Source organism: Acidovorax sacchari, assembly GCF_042847045.1.
Lineage (GTDB): Bacteria > Pseudomonadota > Gammaproteobacteria > Burkholderiales > Burkholderiaceae_C > Paracidovorax > Paracidovorax sacchari.
Window position 1 is genome coordinate 2,522,047 of record NZ_AP035783.1, and the last position, 15,041, is coordinate 2,537,087.

At 69.2% G+C, this 15,041-nt stretch carries 13 protein-coding genes; 8 read left to right on the forward strand and 5 right to left on the reverse strand.

Going from position 1 to position 15,041, the window contains the following annotated elements; genetic code table 11:
- Positions 1-34: 34 nt before the first annotated feature.
- A complete protein-coding gene (locus tag ACGHC0_RS11455) occupies positions 35-1,060 on the forward strand; it encodes an amidohydrolase family protein (protein WP_415268265.1) in 1,026 nt (341 codons plus the stop codon).
- A gap of 23 nt (positions 1,061-1,083) precedes the next feature.
- Here ACGHC0_RS11455 and ACGHC0_RS11460 read toward each other — a convergent pair whose 3' ends face one another.
- The 3 genes from ACGHC0_RS11460 to ACGHC0_RS11470 all read right to left on the reverse strand — a co-directional run bounded on the left by ACGHC0_RS11460 (position 1,084) and on the right by ACGHC0_RS11470 (position 4,301).
- Positions 1,084-2,088 carry a tripartite tricarboxylate transporter substrate binding protein gene (locus tag ACGHC0_RS11460; RefSeq protein ID WP_415268266.1) on the reverse strand — a complete coding sequence of 335 codons (1,005 nt, stop codon included), beginning with the start codon at positions 2,086-2,088 and terminating at the stop codon, positions 1,084-1,086.
- A gap of 18 nt (positions 2,089-2,106) precedes the next feature.
- Complete coding sequence (locus tag ACGHC0_RS11465) at positions 2,107-3,321, reverse strand: alpha-hydroxy acid oxidase (protein ID WP_415268267.1); 1,215 nt, start codon at positions 3,319-3,321, stop codon at positions 2,107-2,109.
- A gap of 158 nt (positions 3,322-3,479) precedes the next feature.
- Positions 3,480-4,301 carry an IclR family transcriptional regulator gene (locus tag ACGHC0_RS11470; protein WP_405045348.1) on the reverse strand — a complete coding sequence of 274 codons (822 nt, stop codon included), beginning with the start codon at positions 4,299-4,301 and terminating at the stop codon, positions 3,480-3,482.
- Between the two features lie 136 nt (positions 4,302-4,437).
- Here ACGHC0_RS11470 and ACGHC0_RS11475 point away from each other — a divergent pair, with 136 nt between their 5' ends.
- From ACGHC0_RS11475 to ACGHC0_RS11490, 4 genes are all read left to right on the forward strand, one after another.
- Complete coding sequence (locus ACGHC0_RS11475) at positions 4,438-5,664, forward strand: lactonase family protein (protein ID WP_415268268.1); 1,227 nt, start codon at positions 4,438-4,440, stop codon at positions 5,662-5,664.
- Between the two features lie 139 nt (positions 5,665-5,803).
- On the forward strand, positions 5,804-8,035 hold the full coding sequence (gene katG, locus ACGHC0_RS11480; protein WP_415268269.1) for a catalase/peroxidase HPI: 2,232 nt from the start codon (positions 5,804-5,806) through the stop codon (positions 8,033-8,035).
- Between the two features lie 196 nt (positions 8,036-8,231).
- Positions 8,232-9,704, forward strand: coding sequence for a YdgA family protein (locus ACGHC0_RS11485; RefSeq protein ID WP_415268270.1), 1,473 nt, complete (start codon positions 8,232-8,234; stop codon positions 9,702-9,704).
- A 149-nt stretch (positions 9,705-9,853) separates the two neighbouring features.
- Entirely contained in the window at positions 9,854-11,134 is a 1,281-nt protein-coding gene (locus tag ACGHC0_RS11490) for an NAD(P)/FAD-dependent oxidoreductase (RefSeq protein ID WP_415268271.1), read from the forward strand.
- 36 nt (positions 11,135-11,170) lie between these two features.
- On the opposite strand, the gene ACGHC0_RS24780 is transcribed toward ACGHC0_RS11490, so the two are convergent.
- Together ACGHC0_RS24780 and ACGHC0_RS11500 are read right to left on the reverse strand one after the other, a co-directional pair.
- Complete coding sequence (locus ACGHC0_RS24780; protein WP_415926607.1) at positions 11,171-12,070, reverse strand: hypothetical protein; 900 nt, start codon at positions 12,068-12,070, stop codon at positions 11,171-11,173.
- Positions 12,071-12,188: 118 nt separating this feature from the next.
- Positions 12,189-12,734 (reverse strand): PAS and helix-turn-helix domain-containing protein, encoded by a 546-nt coding sequence (locus tag ACGHC0_RS11500; protein ID WP_011796202.1) that lies wholly within the window; start codon positions 12,732-12,734, stop codon positions 12,189-12,191.
- A gap of 79 nt (positions 12,735-12,813) precedes the next feature.
- Here ACGHC0_RS11500 and ACGHC0_RS11505 point away from each other — a divergent pair, with 79 nt between their 5' ends.
- The 3 genes from ACGHC0_RS11505 to ACGHC0_RS11515 all read left to right on the forward strand — a co-directional run bounded on the left by ACGHC0_RS11505 (position 12,814) and on the right by ACGHC0_RS11515 (position 15,015).
- Positions 12,814-13,629, forward strand: coding sequence for a CoA transferase subunit A (locus ACGHC0_RS11505; RefSeq protein ID WP_368355334.1), 816 nt, complete (start codon positions 12,814-12,816; stop codon positions 13,627-13,629).
- A 1-nt stretch (position 13,630) separates the two neighbouring features.
- Positions 13,631-14,272, forward strand: coding sequence for a 3-oxoacid CoA-transferase subunit B (locus tag ACGHC0_RS11510; protein WP_368355335.1), 642 nt, complete (start codon positions 13,631-13,633; stop codon positions 14,270-14,272).
- A 233-nt stretch (positions 14,273-14,505) separates the two neighbouring features.
- Entirely contained in the window at positions 14,506-15,015 is a 510-nt protein-coding gene (locus ACGHC0_RS11515; protein ID WP_013594585.1) for a chemotaxis protein CheW, read from the forward strand.
- Positions 15,016-15,041: the final 26 nt, after the last annotated feature.

Sequence of the window (15,041 nt, forward strand, 5' to 3'; positions counted from 1 at the left end):
GGGGCCCGCGCGCCCTGCCACGGAGACCACCTCAATGATCATCGATTGCCACGGCCACTACACCACCGCGCCCAGGGCGCTCAACGACTACCGCGCCCGGCAGGTGGCGCTGCTGGACGAGCCCGGCGCGCCTGCCCTGAGCCCGGACGTGCGCATCAGCGACGACGAGATCCGCGACAGCCTGGAGCCGCACCAGATCGCCACCCAGCGCCTGCGCGGCGTGGACATGACGATCTTCTCGCCCATGGCCGGCGCCATGGCCCACCACGTCGGCAACGCGGTGACCAGCCGGCACTGGGCGCAGGCCTGCAACGACCTGATCCACCGCGTCACCCGGCTCTACCCGCGCGAATTCGCCGGGGTATGCCAGTTGCCCCAGTCACCGCGCTCCGGCATGGCGGAGTGCGTGGCGGAACTGGAGCGCTGCGTGAACGGGATGGGCTTCGTGGGCTGCAACATCAACCCCGATCCGTCCGACGGCTACTGGACCGATCCCCCGATGACGGACCGCTACTGGTATCCGCTCTACGAGAAGATGGTCGAACTGGACGTGCCCGGCATGGTGCATGTGAGCTGCTCGTGCAACCCCAACTTCCACCATACGGGCGCGCACTACCTGAACGGCGACACCGCCGCCTTCATGCAGTTCGTGCTGTCGGACCTGTTCAGGGACTTTCCCACGCTGCGGTTCGTGATACCGCACGGCGGCGGCGCCGTGCCCTACCACTGGGGCCGCTACCGCGGGCTTGCCCTGCAGCTGGGACGCCCGCCGATGGAGGACCTGCTGCGCAATGTGTTCTTCGACACCTGCGTCTATCACCAGCCGGGGATCGACCTGCTGTTGAAGGTGATCCCGGCGGACAACGTGCTCTTCGCCTCGGAGATCTTCGGCGCCGTGAAGGGGGTGGACCCCGAGACGGGCTTTCCCTTCGACGACACACGCCGTTATGTCGATGCGGTGCAGGGCGTCTCCGATGCCGAGCGGCACCTGCTGTTCGAGCGCAACGCGCGCCGCGTGTATCCGCGGCTGGATGCGCTGCTGCGCGCGCAGGGGCGCTGACCGCGCGCGCATGCGCCCGTGTCTCAATCCGCCGTCAACAGCCCGGAGTGGATGAGTGCTGCATAGGTCGCTGCGTGGCGCGCCAGGAACTGCTCGAAATCCGCCGTTGCCATGCGCGTCGGCACGCCGCCGATGTCCTCCACGCGCTTGCGCGTGGCGGCGTCAGCGAGCACGGCGTCGTTGGTGGCGACGATCCGGTCCACGATGGCCTGCGGGACATTGCGCGGCGCCATGACGGCGGTGAACGGCGCGATGTCCACCTCGGGCTGGCGCGCCTCGGCCATCGTGGGCACGTCGGGCAGCGAGGGTACCCGCTGCGGAAAGACCACGCCCAGCGCCCGCAGCTTGCCACCCTTGACGAGCTGCAGGGCGGAGGGCAAGTCGGTGGCCACGGCGTCCAGCTGCCGGCCCAGCAGATCCTGCACGGCGGGGCCGGCGCCCTTGTAGCCGGCAATCACGAACGGGGTGCCGAGCGCCTTCTGGATCTGCAGGATATTGACGTGGCCCGCGGTGCCGTTGCCGGGGTGGCCGATCCGCACTTCCCCCGGGTGCGCCCTGGCGTGGGCCACGAAGTCCTGGTAGGTCTTGAAAGAGGATTCGGCATTCACCACCAGCACGCCCGGCACCAGCGTGAGCAGGGCCACGGCCTTCATGTCCTTGAGCCCGTACGCGGCCTTGCCCGCGAGTTGCCAGCTGGAGACGATGGGCGCCGTCGTGCCCATGAGCAGCGTGTAGCCGTCGGGCTCCGAGCGCACCACCTGCAGCGCGCCGATCATGCCGCTCGCGCCCCCGCGGTTGTCGATCACGAAAGGCTGGCCCAGCCGCTGGGCGTAGGCTTCCGCGAAGATGCGAGCGGTGCTGTCGGCGTTGCCCCCGGGCACGAAGGGCACGACCACCTTGACGGGACGGGCGGGGTAGCCGTCCTTCGCGGACTGGGCCCGGGCAGGCTGCAGGGGGGCGAGCGAGAGGGCGAGCGGGGTCGCGAGCGTGGCGGCCAGGGCGGCGCGGCGGGTGATCCGTGGTGGCATGGATGTCTCCTGTAAGTTTCAAGCGGGGATGAGATGGGCGGGATGCAGTTCGGCCAGCGAGGACACGCCCAGCAGGGCCATGTCGCGGTGGATTTCGTCCTGCAGCAGGCCGATGGCATGCGCCACGCCGGCCTGGCCGCCCACCGCCGCGGCATAGGCCATCGGGCGGCCGACGAATACGTGGTCCGCGCCCAGGGCCAGGGCCTTGAGCACGTCGGTGCCGCGGCGCACGCCGCTGTCGAGCATCAGGGCCATGCCGCCCTTCACGCGTGCGGCCTCCTGCAGGACGCGCAGCGGCGGTACCGTGCCGTCGAGCTGCCGGCCTCCATGGTTGGACAGGATCACGCCGTCCGCGCCGGCCTGCCCGGCGCGCTCCACGTCCGCCGCCGAAATGACGCCCTTGACGACCAGCCGGCCCTTCCATTGCCTGCGGATGAGGGCGAGGTGCTCCCATTGGAGGTGATCGCGCAGGCCGAACTGGCGCACCACGCTGCGCGAGATGATGGGAACGCCCCGTCCCGCGCCGGCGTTCTCGAAATGCGGCATGCCCCGCTCCAGCAGCGTGCGGGCGAGCGTGCCCACCAGCCAGCGCGGGCGCACCAGCCCGTCCCATGCCAGCCGCGGGCCGGGCCGCAGCGGCGTGGAAAAGCCCACGCGCACATTGTTCTCGCGGTTGGCGAGCGTGGCCGTGTCCACCGTGACCACCAGCGTCCGGAAACCCGCCTGAGCGACCCGCTGCACCAGCCCCTCGATGTGCGCCGGCTCACCCGGGATGTAGGCCTGGAACCAGCCACAGGTGGGCGCTGCGCGCGCCACGTCCTCCAGCCGGGTCAGCGAGGCGCCGCTCAGCACGAACGGGATGCCCGCCGCCTCGGCGGCGCGTGCCAGCACCAGGTCGCCCTCGAACGCGAACAGGGCGCACAGGCCCATGGGGGCGATGCCGAACGGCGCGCGGTAGCGCTCGCCCATCAGCGTGGTGGCCTGGCTGCGGCCCGAAACATCGACCAGCACGCTGGTACGGAACAGCCATTGTCGGAAGGCGGCATGGTTGGCCTGCAGCGTCACGTTGTCTTCCACGCCGCCCTGCAGGTAACCGAAGATCGGCCGTGGCAGCGTGCGGCGCGCGGCGGCCTCGAAGTCGTTCAGCGACAGAATGCCGCGCAGGCGGCGGGGCAGGTGGGCGCGGGCATTCGGCGCGGGGCCGAACTGCGGGCGGGAAGGCTGGGTGGTCATGGTGTCGAAGGGTCCGGGGTCCGTGTCGCCTGCGCTGCGCAGGACGTGGCCGCATTGGAAAACGCCCGGATGCCCGCCGCAACGCGTTACGCATTGCGTAACGGAAGCTTGGAGCTATGCGAGGCGGTATGCGGCGGGTTCCCGGGCGCGGAGTTGCATCACGGGTGCCAGGTCGCACGCAGCGCGGTGGCCGGCATGCCGCCGAGTGCCGCGCCCAGCTGCCGTGCCGCCGCCACGGTGTGGGGCGCATGGGCGCGCAGCACGGCCGTGGTCAGCCGCTCCACGGGGCCCGAGGTGCTGACGGCGCCCAGCACCGCGCCTTGCGCGCCGCGTACGGCAGCCGCCACGCTGGCCGCGCCGGTACTGCGTTCGGCCCGGGCGTGGTGGTAGCCGCGGCGGCGGATGCGCTCGTACAGGTCGCCGGGCTGGCCGAGCGCCGCCAGGATGACGTGGCCGGGCGCGCCCAGCTCCAGGGGCAGCAGTTCGCCGGAGCGCGGATGGTCGGGCCGCGCGTTGGGCCCGTCGAAGCGCATGAGGCAACTGCGCAGATTGCCCTCATGCACGTAGAACGACGCACTTTCCCCGGTGAGCATGGACAGCTTCTGCAGGATGGGTTCGATGGCCGATTCCGCATCGAACTGCGCCTGGTAGCGCGAGCCGATCCAGCCGGCCGACGGCCCCAGCCGCCAGGCCCCGTCCTCGCGCTGCACCAGGAAGCGCGAGAGCGCGAGCGTGCGCGCCAGCCGCAGCGCCGTGGGTTTGTGCATGCCCGTGCGCCGGGCCAGCTCGGCGAGCGGCAGGAACTGTTCGTCACCATGGAACGCCGTGAGCAGGCCCATCGCGCGATGCACGGCCTGCACATGGTCGCGGGAAAGCTCCGGCGGCGCGCCGCCGTCCGGCTGCAGCAGGGAGCGCACCGGCGTGCTGGCGGGCGCCGAAGCCGTGCGGGAGGGCGGCCGTTTCGCCGCGTGCCTGGACATGCCGCGATGGTAGCGCCGGCCGGCGTGCCGCTGCGTTCCATGGCCGCAAGCGTTACGCAGTGCGTAATGGATTGGCGGGCGGGCGAGGCTTCGCCATCATCACCGGTCCTGCCGACGGCCCGCCCACAGAAATGCCATGAACCCACCTGATCGCCCGGCCGGCCCCCTTGCCGAACCGGGGGCTGGACCGGCGCTCCCCACGGAGTCTTTTTTCGCGGCGGTCGGCGATCGCCTGGTCCGCCATGCGCTGGATGCGCAGGGCGGCATGCGCGAGATCGACCGGCTGGCCATGCCCTCCGGCGTGCAGTTCGCCTGCCTCGACCGCGAGCGCGGTCTGCTCTACGTCGCTTGCAGCAATGGCGGTGTCGGCCGCCCGGGAGACCGTCACCGGCTGGCCCGGGTGGCCGTGGACGGCCCCATGCGCCTGCTGGAAGCGCCCGCAGCGCTGCCGTACCGGCCCATCCATGCCGCGCTCGATCCGGCCGGGCGCCGCCTGCTCATCGCCTACAACCTGCCGGCGGCATTGACCGTGCATCCGCTGGACGAAGCGGGCAGGGGGGGAGAGTGCCTCGGCCCGTTCGAAGGCGAGGAACTCGTGGGCTGGTTCCCGCACCAGGTCCTTCCCATGCCCGGCAGCGACGAGGTGCTGCTGACCTGTCGCGGCGACGACGCCACGGCGGTGCGCGCGGAAAATCCCGGGTCGCTCAGGCGCCTGCGCATCGGGCCGCAGGGCGGTGCGCGGCCCATGCAGACGGTCGCGCCCTCGGGGGGCTTCGGCTTCGGCCCGCGCAACTGTGCTTTCCACCCAGCCGCGCCCTGGCTGTACGCAGTGCTGGAGCGGCAGAACGCGCTGGCGGTGTTTTCCATCCGTGGCGGGCGCATCGCCGCGCAGCCTGCCCACACGGTGGGCATGCTCCAGCGACCGGATCGCATCCACCGCCCGCAACTGGCCGGGGGGCTGGCGCTGCATCCGGGTGGCGGATTCGCGTACGCCGTGAACCGCTCGCATGCGGTGGTGCAGGAGGGGGCGCACACCGTCTGGGCCGGAGGCGAGAACAGTATCGTCGTCTTCCGCCTGGACACGCGCACGGGCGAGGCGGCGCCGGTACAGTGCCAGCCCCTGCAGGGCCTGCACGCACGCTGCATCGCCCTCGCGCACGGCGGCCGGCTGCTCGTGGCGGCCATTCGGCAGGCCAGCGCGCAGCGCACCCCGGAGGGCATCCGGCACTGTCCCGCCGGCTTCAGTACCTTTCGCATCGGGCAGGACGGCTGCCTGCAGCCTCTGGGGCACCACGCCGTGGAGGTCGGGGCCGAGCAGATTTTCTGGGCCGGCTGCAGCGAAGGACTGCCGTGCAGCGTCTGATCCCGAGCCACCTGGGCCATTGCCGTTCCGTCGAAGTTGTTTGTTAAAAGCTATGGAAGAAATTTGATCAATTGATTTTTTCTTCCTGTCGACTTTGCGTAGCATTCCCTCCATTGCTCAGCCACAAAAGGAGTGCCCCATGACGCAAGACGCAACCAAGTGCCCGTTCCATGCAGCAGCTGCCAATGGCGGCACCATCAACAAGGATTGGTGGCCCAACCAGTTGCGCCTGGACCTGCTCAACCAGCATTCGAGCAAGTCCGACCCGCTGGGAACATCCTTCAACTACGCCGAAGAGTTCAAGAAGCTGGACTACGAAGGCCTCAAGCGCGACCTGCGCGCCCTCATGACGGATTCGCAGGACTGGTGGCCTGCCGACTTCGGCCACTACGGCCCGCAGTTCGTGCGCATGGCCTGGCATGCCGCCGGCACCTACCGCACCGGTGACGGCCGCGGCGGCGCGGGCCGGGGCCAGCAGCGCTTCGCCCCCCTCAACAGCTGGCCCGACAACGTCAACATCGACAAATCCCGCCGCCTGCTCTGGCCCATCAAGCAGAAATACGGCCAGAAGATCTCCTGGGCCGACCTGCTGGTGCTGACCGGCAACGTGGCGCTCGAAACCATGGGCTTCCGCACCTTCGGCTTCGCCGGCGGCCGCGAGGACACCTGGGAACCCGACCAGGACGTGTACTGGGGCAGCGAGAAGACCTGGCTGGGCGGCGACGCGCGCTATGGCAAGGGCACGCCGGGCGACGGTACCCTCGTGGCCGAGCCGGCCATGCACGGCCACGAGAAGGAGCGCGTGCTCGAGAACCCGCTGGCCGCCGTGCAGATGGGCCTCATCTACGTGAACCCCGAAGGCCCGGAGGGCAACCCCGACCCGGTCGCCGCCGCGCACGACATCCGCGAAACCTTCGCCCGCATGGCCATGGACGACGAAGAGACCGTCGCGCTGATCGCCGGCGGCCACACCTTCGGCAAGACCCACGGCGCCGGCGCCGCCGACCACGTCGGCCCCGAACCGGAAGCCGCTGGCCTGGAACAGCAGGGCCTGGGCTGGGCCAGCAGCTTCGGTTCCGGCAAGGCCGGCGATGCCATCACCAGCGGCCTGGAAGTCACCTGGACCAGCACGCCCGCCCAGTGGGGCAACGAGTTCTTCGAGAACCTGTTCAAGTTCGAATGGGAACTCACCCCGAGCCCTGCCGGCGCCCACCAGTGGCAAGCGAAGAACGCTCCCGCGACCATCCCCGACGCGTACGACCCGTCGAAGAAGCGCGTGCCGACCATGCTCACGACCGACCTGTCGCTGCGCTTCGACCCTGCCTACGAGAAGATCTCGCGCCGCTTCCTGGAAAATCCGCAGGCCTTCGCCGAAGCCTTCGCCCGCGCCTGGTTCAAGCTGACGCACCGCGACATGGGCCCGCGCGCCCGCTACCTGGGCCCCGAAGTGCCGAAGGAAGAACTGATCTGGCAGGACCCGATCCCGGCCGTCACCCACGACCTGGTCGAGGCCGCCGACGTGGCCGCGCTCAAGGCAAGCGTGCTGGCTTCCGGCCTCACCGTGCAGGAACTGGTCGGCACCGCCTGGGCTTCGGCCTCCACCTTCCGCGGCTCCGACAAGCGCGGCGGCGCCAACGGGGCGCGCATCCGCCTCAGCCCCCAGAAGGACTGGGCCTCCAACCAGCCCGGGCAGCTGGCCCGCGTGCTGCAGGTGCTCGAAGGCATCCAGCGCGACTTCAACAAGGGCGCCGCTGGCGACAAGCGCATCTCGCTGGCCGACCTGATCGTGCTGGCCGGCGCGGCCGGCGTGGAGCAGGCCGCCAAGGCCGCGGGCGTGGCCGTGAACGTGCCCTTCAACCCGGGCCGTGCCGATGCGCGCCAGGACCAGACCGACGTGGAATCGTTCTCCGTGCTGGAACCGGTGGCCGATGGCTTCCGCAACTACACCAAGGCCCGCTACAGCGTGCCGGCCGAGGTGCTGCTGCTGGACAAGGCGCAACTGCTGACCCTCACGGCGCCGGAGATGACGGTGCTGGTCGGCGGCCTGCGCGCCATCAACATCAACGTGGGTGGCGCCACGCACGGCGTGTTCACCGCCACGCCGGGCGCGCTCACGAACGACTTCTTCGCCAATTTGCTGGACATGTCCACCGAATGGAAGCCGGCCGGCGACCTGTTCGAGGGCCGCGACCGCAAGACCGGCGAGAAGAAGTGGACCGGCACCCGTGTCGATCTGGTCTTCGGCTCCAACGCCGTGCTGCGCTCCCTGGCCGAGGTGTACGCCAGCGCCGACGCGAAAGAGAAGTTCGTGCAGGACTTCGTGGCCGCCTGGGCCAAGGTGATGGACCTGGACCGTTTCGACCTGCGCTGATCGACCGGCGCGGCCACGCCGCCTGCCGCGAAGCCCGCTGCCTGGAAAGGCCGCGGGCTTTTTTCTTGCCGGCCCCCGCGCCGGCGCTGCCGCCCCTCCTGCCACTCCTGCCACTCCCATGGATCACCGGGTTCTGGCGGCATACTCCCGGCCGGTGCCCATGGCACCTGTTTTTTTTCATGCAACGGAATCGACAATGGACAACAAGAAAGTGGGAGTGGCAGCCGCCGTGGTGGCTGCGGTCGCAGCGGCCTACGGTGGCGCGACCTGGTACCTGGGCCAGCGCGCCCAGGCGGGCTACCAGGATGCCGTGGCCGAGTTGCGCAATGCGCTCGGCGACGATGCGGTGGTCTCCACCGATTACGACAGGGGGTTCTTCGCATCGAAGGCACGCATGGTGCTGCAATGGGCGCCGGCGCCCGCGCAAGAGGGCCGTCCCGCTTCCCCGCCGCTGCGGCTGGTGGTGGACGCCCTGGTACGGCACGGCCCGCTGGCCGGTGCACGGGTCGCAGCTGCGGTGGCGGACTACCGGTTCGCGCTGGAGGGGCTGGACGACGAGGCCCTTGCCCATCTGGGAAAGGCGTCCGCCCCCGTGCTGACGAGCGTGCACCATCTCACGGGCAGCCACGATGTCCATCTGCGGCTGCCGGCCGGCGAGGCGGAGGGCAGCGACGGCGTGACCCTGCGGTGGCAGGAGATGGTCTCCGACTTCGCCATTGGCCGTGACGGCCGCCGGCTGCAAGGTAGCTTTCGCTGGCCGGAGTTCAACATGACGGGCCTACCGGACTCCGCCGCGCAGGCGGCCGCCGAGGATGAGGACGAAAACGACGCCGACGAGACGGCGTCCGCCGAGCCGGTGGACCGCACGTCGATCACCGTGGAGGGCATGGAGGGCACCTTCGACTACGTCCCGATCAACGGACTCTGGGGCATCGGCCCCGGCAAGGGCGACATGCGTTTCGCGCGGGTGGCGGCGAGCGTCCAGCCCGCGGAAGGCCGCGACCCCCGCCCTCTGCTGGACGTCAAAAATGCCACGGGGATCTATCTCATCGACGCGACCGACAGCACGCTCAGCATGACGACGACGATGAGTGCGGCGGGACGCATCGGCGCGCTCGACTTCGAGTCGATCGGCCTGGAAGAGAAAATCCAGCGCATCGACATCGAAGCCATCCGCAGCTTCCAGCGCATGCTGCTCGACGGATACCGCGCGGGCGGTCTTGCGCAGGCGATGGCCTCGATGGAAGAGCGAGGTGCGGCCGTGCTCACCGAGAATGCGCCTCGTCTGGTCGCTGCCTTGCCGGCGTACTCGATGAAGATGAAGGCCACCTACCAGGGGCGCACCGGCCAGCTGGAATACGGCGGCGAAGTGCAGCGCGCGCCTTCCGAAGCGGAGGTGGCGCAGGCGGGCTGGACGTCGGCCCTGATGAGAGCCTCGGTGCTGCAGGCCAGTGCGCGGGTTCCCAAGGCCTGGGCCCTGCCGCTGATGCAGTCCACGGGCCGGCCCGGCGCCCGGGCGCAGGATGTGGATGCCATGGTGGCGATGGCCCAGTCCTCGGGCTACCTGCTCCAGGAAGGCGAGTTCCTGACCAGCACGATCCAGCTGCAGCCGGGCCAGCTGACACTCAATGGCAAGACCCTGCCGCTGCCCTCCGGCCCGGCGCGCTGAACACCGCCGGGCAGCCCGCCCGGAAGCCCGCCGCGACCCGCGGCGGGCTTGTCCTTCGGCATCGGCAGGCCATGGCCGCCCCCGGATGGCGAATCAGGGATTACCGCAATAGACTTCGCCATTGCATTGCATCATTGGAGAGCCATTTCATGCATTCCGACATCGTGATCGTGGGCGGCGGGGCCGGCGGGCTGGAACTGGCGGCGCGCCTCGGGCGCAGCCTCGGTGCGAAGCAGGGCCGCGAACGCGTGCTGCTGGTGGACCGTTCGCCTTTCCACATCTGGAAGCCCACCCTGCACGAGGTGGCCGCCGGCACGCTGGACGCCCACCAGGAAGGACTGTCCTACCCCGTGCTGGCACGGCGCAACCATTTCGGCTTCGCCATCGGAGACCTGGTGGGCCTGGACGCGGCGCGCAAGACCATCGAGCTGGGCGAGATCCGCAACGCCGAGGGCGAACTGCTGGTCCCGCGCCGCACGGTGAGCTACACCCGCCTGGTGCTGGCCATCGGCAGCGGCTCCAACGCCTTCGGCACGCCCGGCATCGAGCATGCCTACCTGCTGGAGAACGTGCGCGATGCGCAGCGCTTCCACACGGACTGGCTGGGCGCGTGCGCGCGGGCCTCGTTCTCCGAAAGCCGGGCGCTGTCGATCGCCATCGTGGGCGCGGGCGCGACGGGCGTGGAGCTGTCCGCAGAATTGCTCGAGGCCTATGCCGAACTGCTCGAAAGCCTGGGCAGCAGCCAGCGCTTTCGCCTGGACATCACCCTGGTCGAAGGCGGCAACCGCATCCTGGGCGGCCTGCCCGAAAAAATCTCCGCGCAGGCCGAAGTGGCGCTGCGCCGCAAGCAGGTGCAGGTGTTCACCGGCACGCGCGTCACCGAGATCCGCCGCGGCGCCCTGGTCACCCCCGCCGGGGAGATCCCGGCCGACATGGTGGTCTGGGCCGCCGGCATCAAGGCGGCGGACGGCAATGCGCGCCTGGGCCTGGAAGTGAACCGCCTCAACCAGTTCATCGTGGACGACCGCCTGCGCACCTCGGCGCCCGACGTGCTGGCCTTCGGCGATTGCGCCGCCTGCCCGTGGGTCGATGGCAAGACCGTTCCCGCCCGCGCGCAGGCCGCGCACCAGCAGGCGGACTACCTCGCGAAGGTGCTCGGTGCGCTGATGCGCGAGCGGGAGGTGACGGAACCCTTCGTCTACAAGGACTTCGGCTCGCTCGTCTCGCTCGGCGACAACAAGGGCGTCGGCAACCTCATGGGCGGCCTGGGCGGGCGCAACTTCTTCGTCGAAGGCCTGATCGCCAAGTGGATGTACATCTCCCTGCACCTGAACCACCACCGCGCCATCCTGGGCACCGGCAAGACGGTGGTGCTGGCCCTGGCTCGGCTGCTGCAGCAGCGCGTGTCCGGCCGGCTCAAGCTCCATTGACGCGGCCCGGGCCCGATCCGGGCCCGCGGCCTGAGGTCACTTCGACGTGTAGGTGATTTTCGTCATCTCGGTCGTCGAGGGGACCCCGTTCGACGAAGAGCTGGCGATCTTGATCGTGCGCCCGCGATAGGGACCGTCCGACACCGTCCACAACTGGAAGTTGGCCTGCACCGTACCGGCATTCGGCGAGACGATGACCTGGTCCGTGTTGAACTTGCAGACGTTGAACGTGCCCATCGCCGTCTGCACCGTCTGCATGCCGGTATAGGTGAAGCGTTCCTGCACCGTGTCCTTGGTCGTCACCGTGCCGTTGTCCGCCTTGGCGACCACCGTGGTCTGGATGGTGTAGTTGCGCTCCACCGTCTGCCCGGGCTGCATGTCCAGGGGCGTGGAGACGGGCGGGTCGTACACCTGCGTCAGGACCTGCGTGGACGTGTCCGACACCACCCCGTAGGCCAGTTCGTTGCCGTTCACCAGATCGCGGAATTCCCGGTTGTCGCCCACGGCGGCGTCGGAGCGCGGTATGAACATCACCGGGCGCGCACCGGCGAAGTCCTGCCGGGCACCCGTGGTGGTCGTGCGCGTGAACGCGATGTCGGCCTGGCCTTGCATTTTGGTGATGCCTTCCTCCACGAGCACGGTGCCTTCGTTGTAGTCCGCCACGTTGTAGCAGGCGGCAGAGCTGCCGGCAGACGGCGCGGGTGCCGGAGCAGGTGAGGGTGACGGAGATGGCGACGGCGAAGGGGACGGAGAAGGGGACGGCGACGGAGACGGAGAGGGGGAAGGCGAGGGAGAAGGAGAGGGCGAGCTTCCAGGCGCCGGGGTCAGCTCGCCACCACCGCCACCGCCGCCGCAGGCGGTGAGGGATGCCGCGGCGAATGCGGCGAACGCTGCGAAGGCCGCGGCCTTCCGGAGGGATGCAACAGAATGGGTCATGGCGGTGGGGGGGGCCGTGGTTGGGGAAGGCGCGAAAGTTATCTGCCCGCACGGCAGTTCCGAACCCCCCCACAGGAGAGGAGATGCAACCAAGTGTTGTCCAGCCCGGTCCCCGCCCTCAGCCGGCCATCAATTTCTGCACCAGATCGGCGGCGGTCGAGGCGCCGTACTTGCGCATCAGGCGCGCCCGGTAGATCTCCACCGTGCGGTGGCTGATGTCCAGCGCCCGGCCGATCTCCTTGGAGGTCATCCCGTCCAGCAGCCGCGCGGCCACCTCGCGTTCGCGGCCCGTGAGTTCGGCCTTCACCGGGCGCTGCGAACTCAGGTCCTCGAAGCTCCAGATGCCCGATTCGTGCGGGTCCTCGCGGTTGAGCGCCCGGCCCGACACATGGCACCAGAACACCTCTCCGCTGGTCCGGCGCATGATGCGGTTGTCCGCGTAGTGGCCCTTCGCATTCAGGATGGGCTCCATGCGCCGGCCCAGGCGCTCGTACTCGTCGGCACTGGGGTAGAGAATGCGGAACGACTGGCCGATCAACACCTCGCGCGAGGCACCGAACATCTCGCACACCTGCCGGTTGCAGTCCACCATGGTGCGGTTGCGCGAGATGACCAGGCCCACCGGGGCCATGTCGAACGCGAGGCGGTAATCGGCGACATCCATGGAAGTATTTAGGGAAAACTACGTAACGATATACGTAGTATCGTAGCGGCCATCCACCTTGTTGTTGAGGAGTCTCCAAGTGAACAAGCTTTTCCCCTCCGCGGCCGAGGCGCTCAAGGGCGCCGTGGCCGACGGCCAGTTGCTGGCCGTCGGCGGTTTCGGGCTCTGCGGCATCCCCGAGGCGCTGATCGACGCCCTGCGCGACAGCGGCGTGAAGGGTCTCACCGTGATCTCCAACAATGCCGGCGTGGACGGCTTCGGCCTCGGCAAGCTGCTGGAGACGCGGCAGATCAAGAAGATGATCTCCTCCTACGTGGGCGAGAACAAGGAGTTCGAGCGCCAGTACCTCGCGGGCGAACTGGAGCTGGAATTCACGCCCCAGGGCACGCTGGCCGAGAAGCTGCGCGCCGGCGGCGCGGGCATCCCGGCCTTCTTCACCAGGACCGGCGTGGGCACCATCGTGGCCGAGGGCAAGGAACTGCGTGAATTCGATGGCGAAACCTACGTGATGGAGCGCTCCCTCGTGCCCGACGTGTCGCTGGTCAAGGCGCACCGGGCCGACAAGTCGGGCAACCTGCAGTTCCGCCTCACGGCGCGCAACTTCAATCCCGCAGCGGCCACGGCGGGCAAGCTCTGCATCGTCGAGGTGGAAGAGATCGTCGAAACCGGCGAGATCGCGCCCGACGACGTGCACCTGCCTGGCATCTACGTGCACCGCATCGTGCACAACCCGAATCCTGAAAAGCGCATCGAGAAACGCACCGTGAGCGCCGCCGCGCCTGTCGATCCCGTGGCCGCCAAGGTCGAGGCCCAGGCCGTGATCGCCCAGGCCGCCGTCGCGGCCGATGTTCCCGTGGTGCCGACCGTGCCCGCCAACAAGAAAGAAGGAGCCTGAGATGCCCTGGACCCAAGACCAGATGGCCGCGCGCGCGGCGCAGGAGCTGGAAGACGGCTTCTACGTGAACCTCGGCATCGGCATTCCCACGCTGGTGGCCAACCACACCGGCGACAAGGAGGTGTGGCTGCAGTCCGAGAACGGCATGCTGGGCATCGGCCCGTTCCCGACCGAGGACGCGGTGGACGCCGACCTCATCAACGCCGGCAAGCAGACCGTGACCACCATTCCCGGTTCGTCCATCTTCGGCAGCGACCAGTCGTTCGCCATGATCCGCGGCGGCAAGATCAACCTCTCGATCCTGGGCGCCATGCAGGTCAGCGAGAAGGGGGACCTGGCCAACTGGATGATCCCGGGCAAGATGGTCAAAGGCATGGGCGGTGCCATGGACCTCGTGGCCGGGGTCAAGCGCGTGATCGTGCTCATGGAGCACGTGGCCCGGAAGAAGGACGGGACCGAGGACCTGAAGATCCTGCCGGCCTGCACGCTGCCCCTGACGGGCGTGGGCGTGGTGGACCGCATCATCACCGACCTGGCCGTCCTGGACGTGACGCCCGAGGGCCTGAAGGTCGTGGAACTGGCGCCGGGCGTGGACTTCGAGGCGCTGCAGGCCAAGACCGGCGTGAAGCTGCTGCCCGCCTGAGCGGCAGGGCCCGGGCCGCCCGGGAGGGGGCGGTGGGCCCGGCCTTTTTCGCTGTCGTGGGGCCTTCGCAACGGCCCTCGGTCGGGATCTGTTCCGACAGTCCGCGGAGTGGGAAAATGGTTAAATGTCACTACAAGTAACGACGGGCTGCCATTTTGCCCTGACAATGTGATAAACGTGCCGGATCGCGTAGCCCGGCCGCGCACCTGACCCGCTTCATCAAAGGATCCGCCATGCTGTCCACCCCTTCTGCCGCCCAGCACCGCTCCGGCGCCCAAGCCGCCACTCCGCCCGCGGAGTACCTGACTTTCCGCCTGGGCCAGGAGGAATACGGCATCGACATCCTGCGCGTGCAGGAAATCCGTTCCTACGAGCAGCCGACGCGCATGGCGCATGCGCCGGAGTTCATCAAGGGCGTGATCGACCTGCGCGGCGTGATCGTTCCCATCGTGGACCTGCGCCTGAAGCTCAACTGCGCCCAGGCCGAGTACACCGACTTCACGGTCGTCATCATCCTGAACGTCGGCGGAACGGTCCTTGGCGCGGTGGTGGATGCGGTGGCGGACGTGGTGGAGCTCTCCGCCGAGGCGATCCGTCCCGCTCCGCAGTTCCAGGGCCAGGTGGACTCCGCCTTCGTGACCGGCATCGCCACGCTGGGCGAGCGCATGCTGATCGTCATGGACATCGAATCGCTGCTGAGCAGCTCCGAGATGGGCCTCGTGCGCTCCGTCGCGGCCAACTGACGCCATCGGCCCGGCGGCTCGCCGGG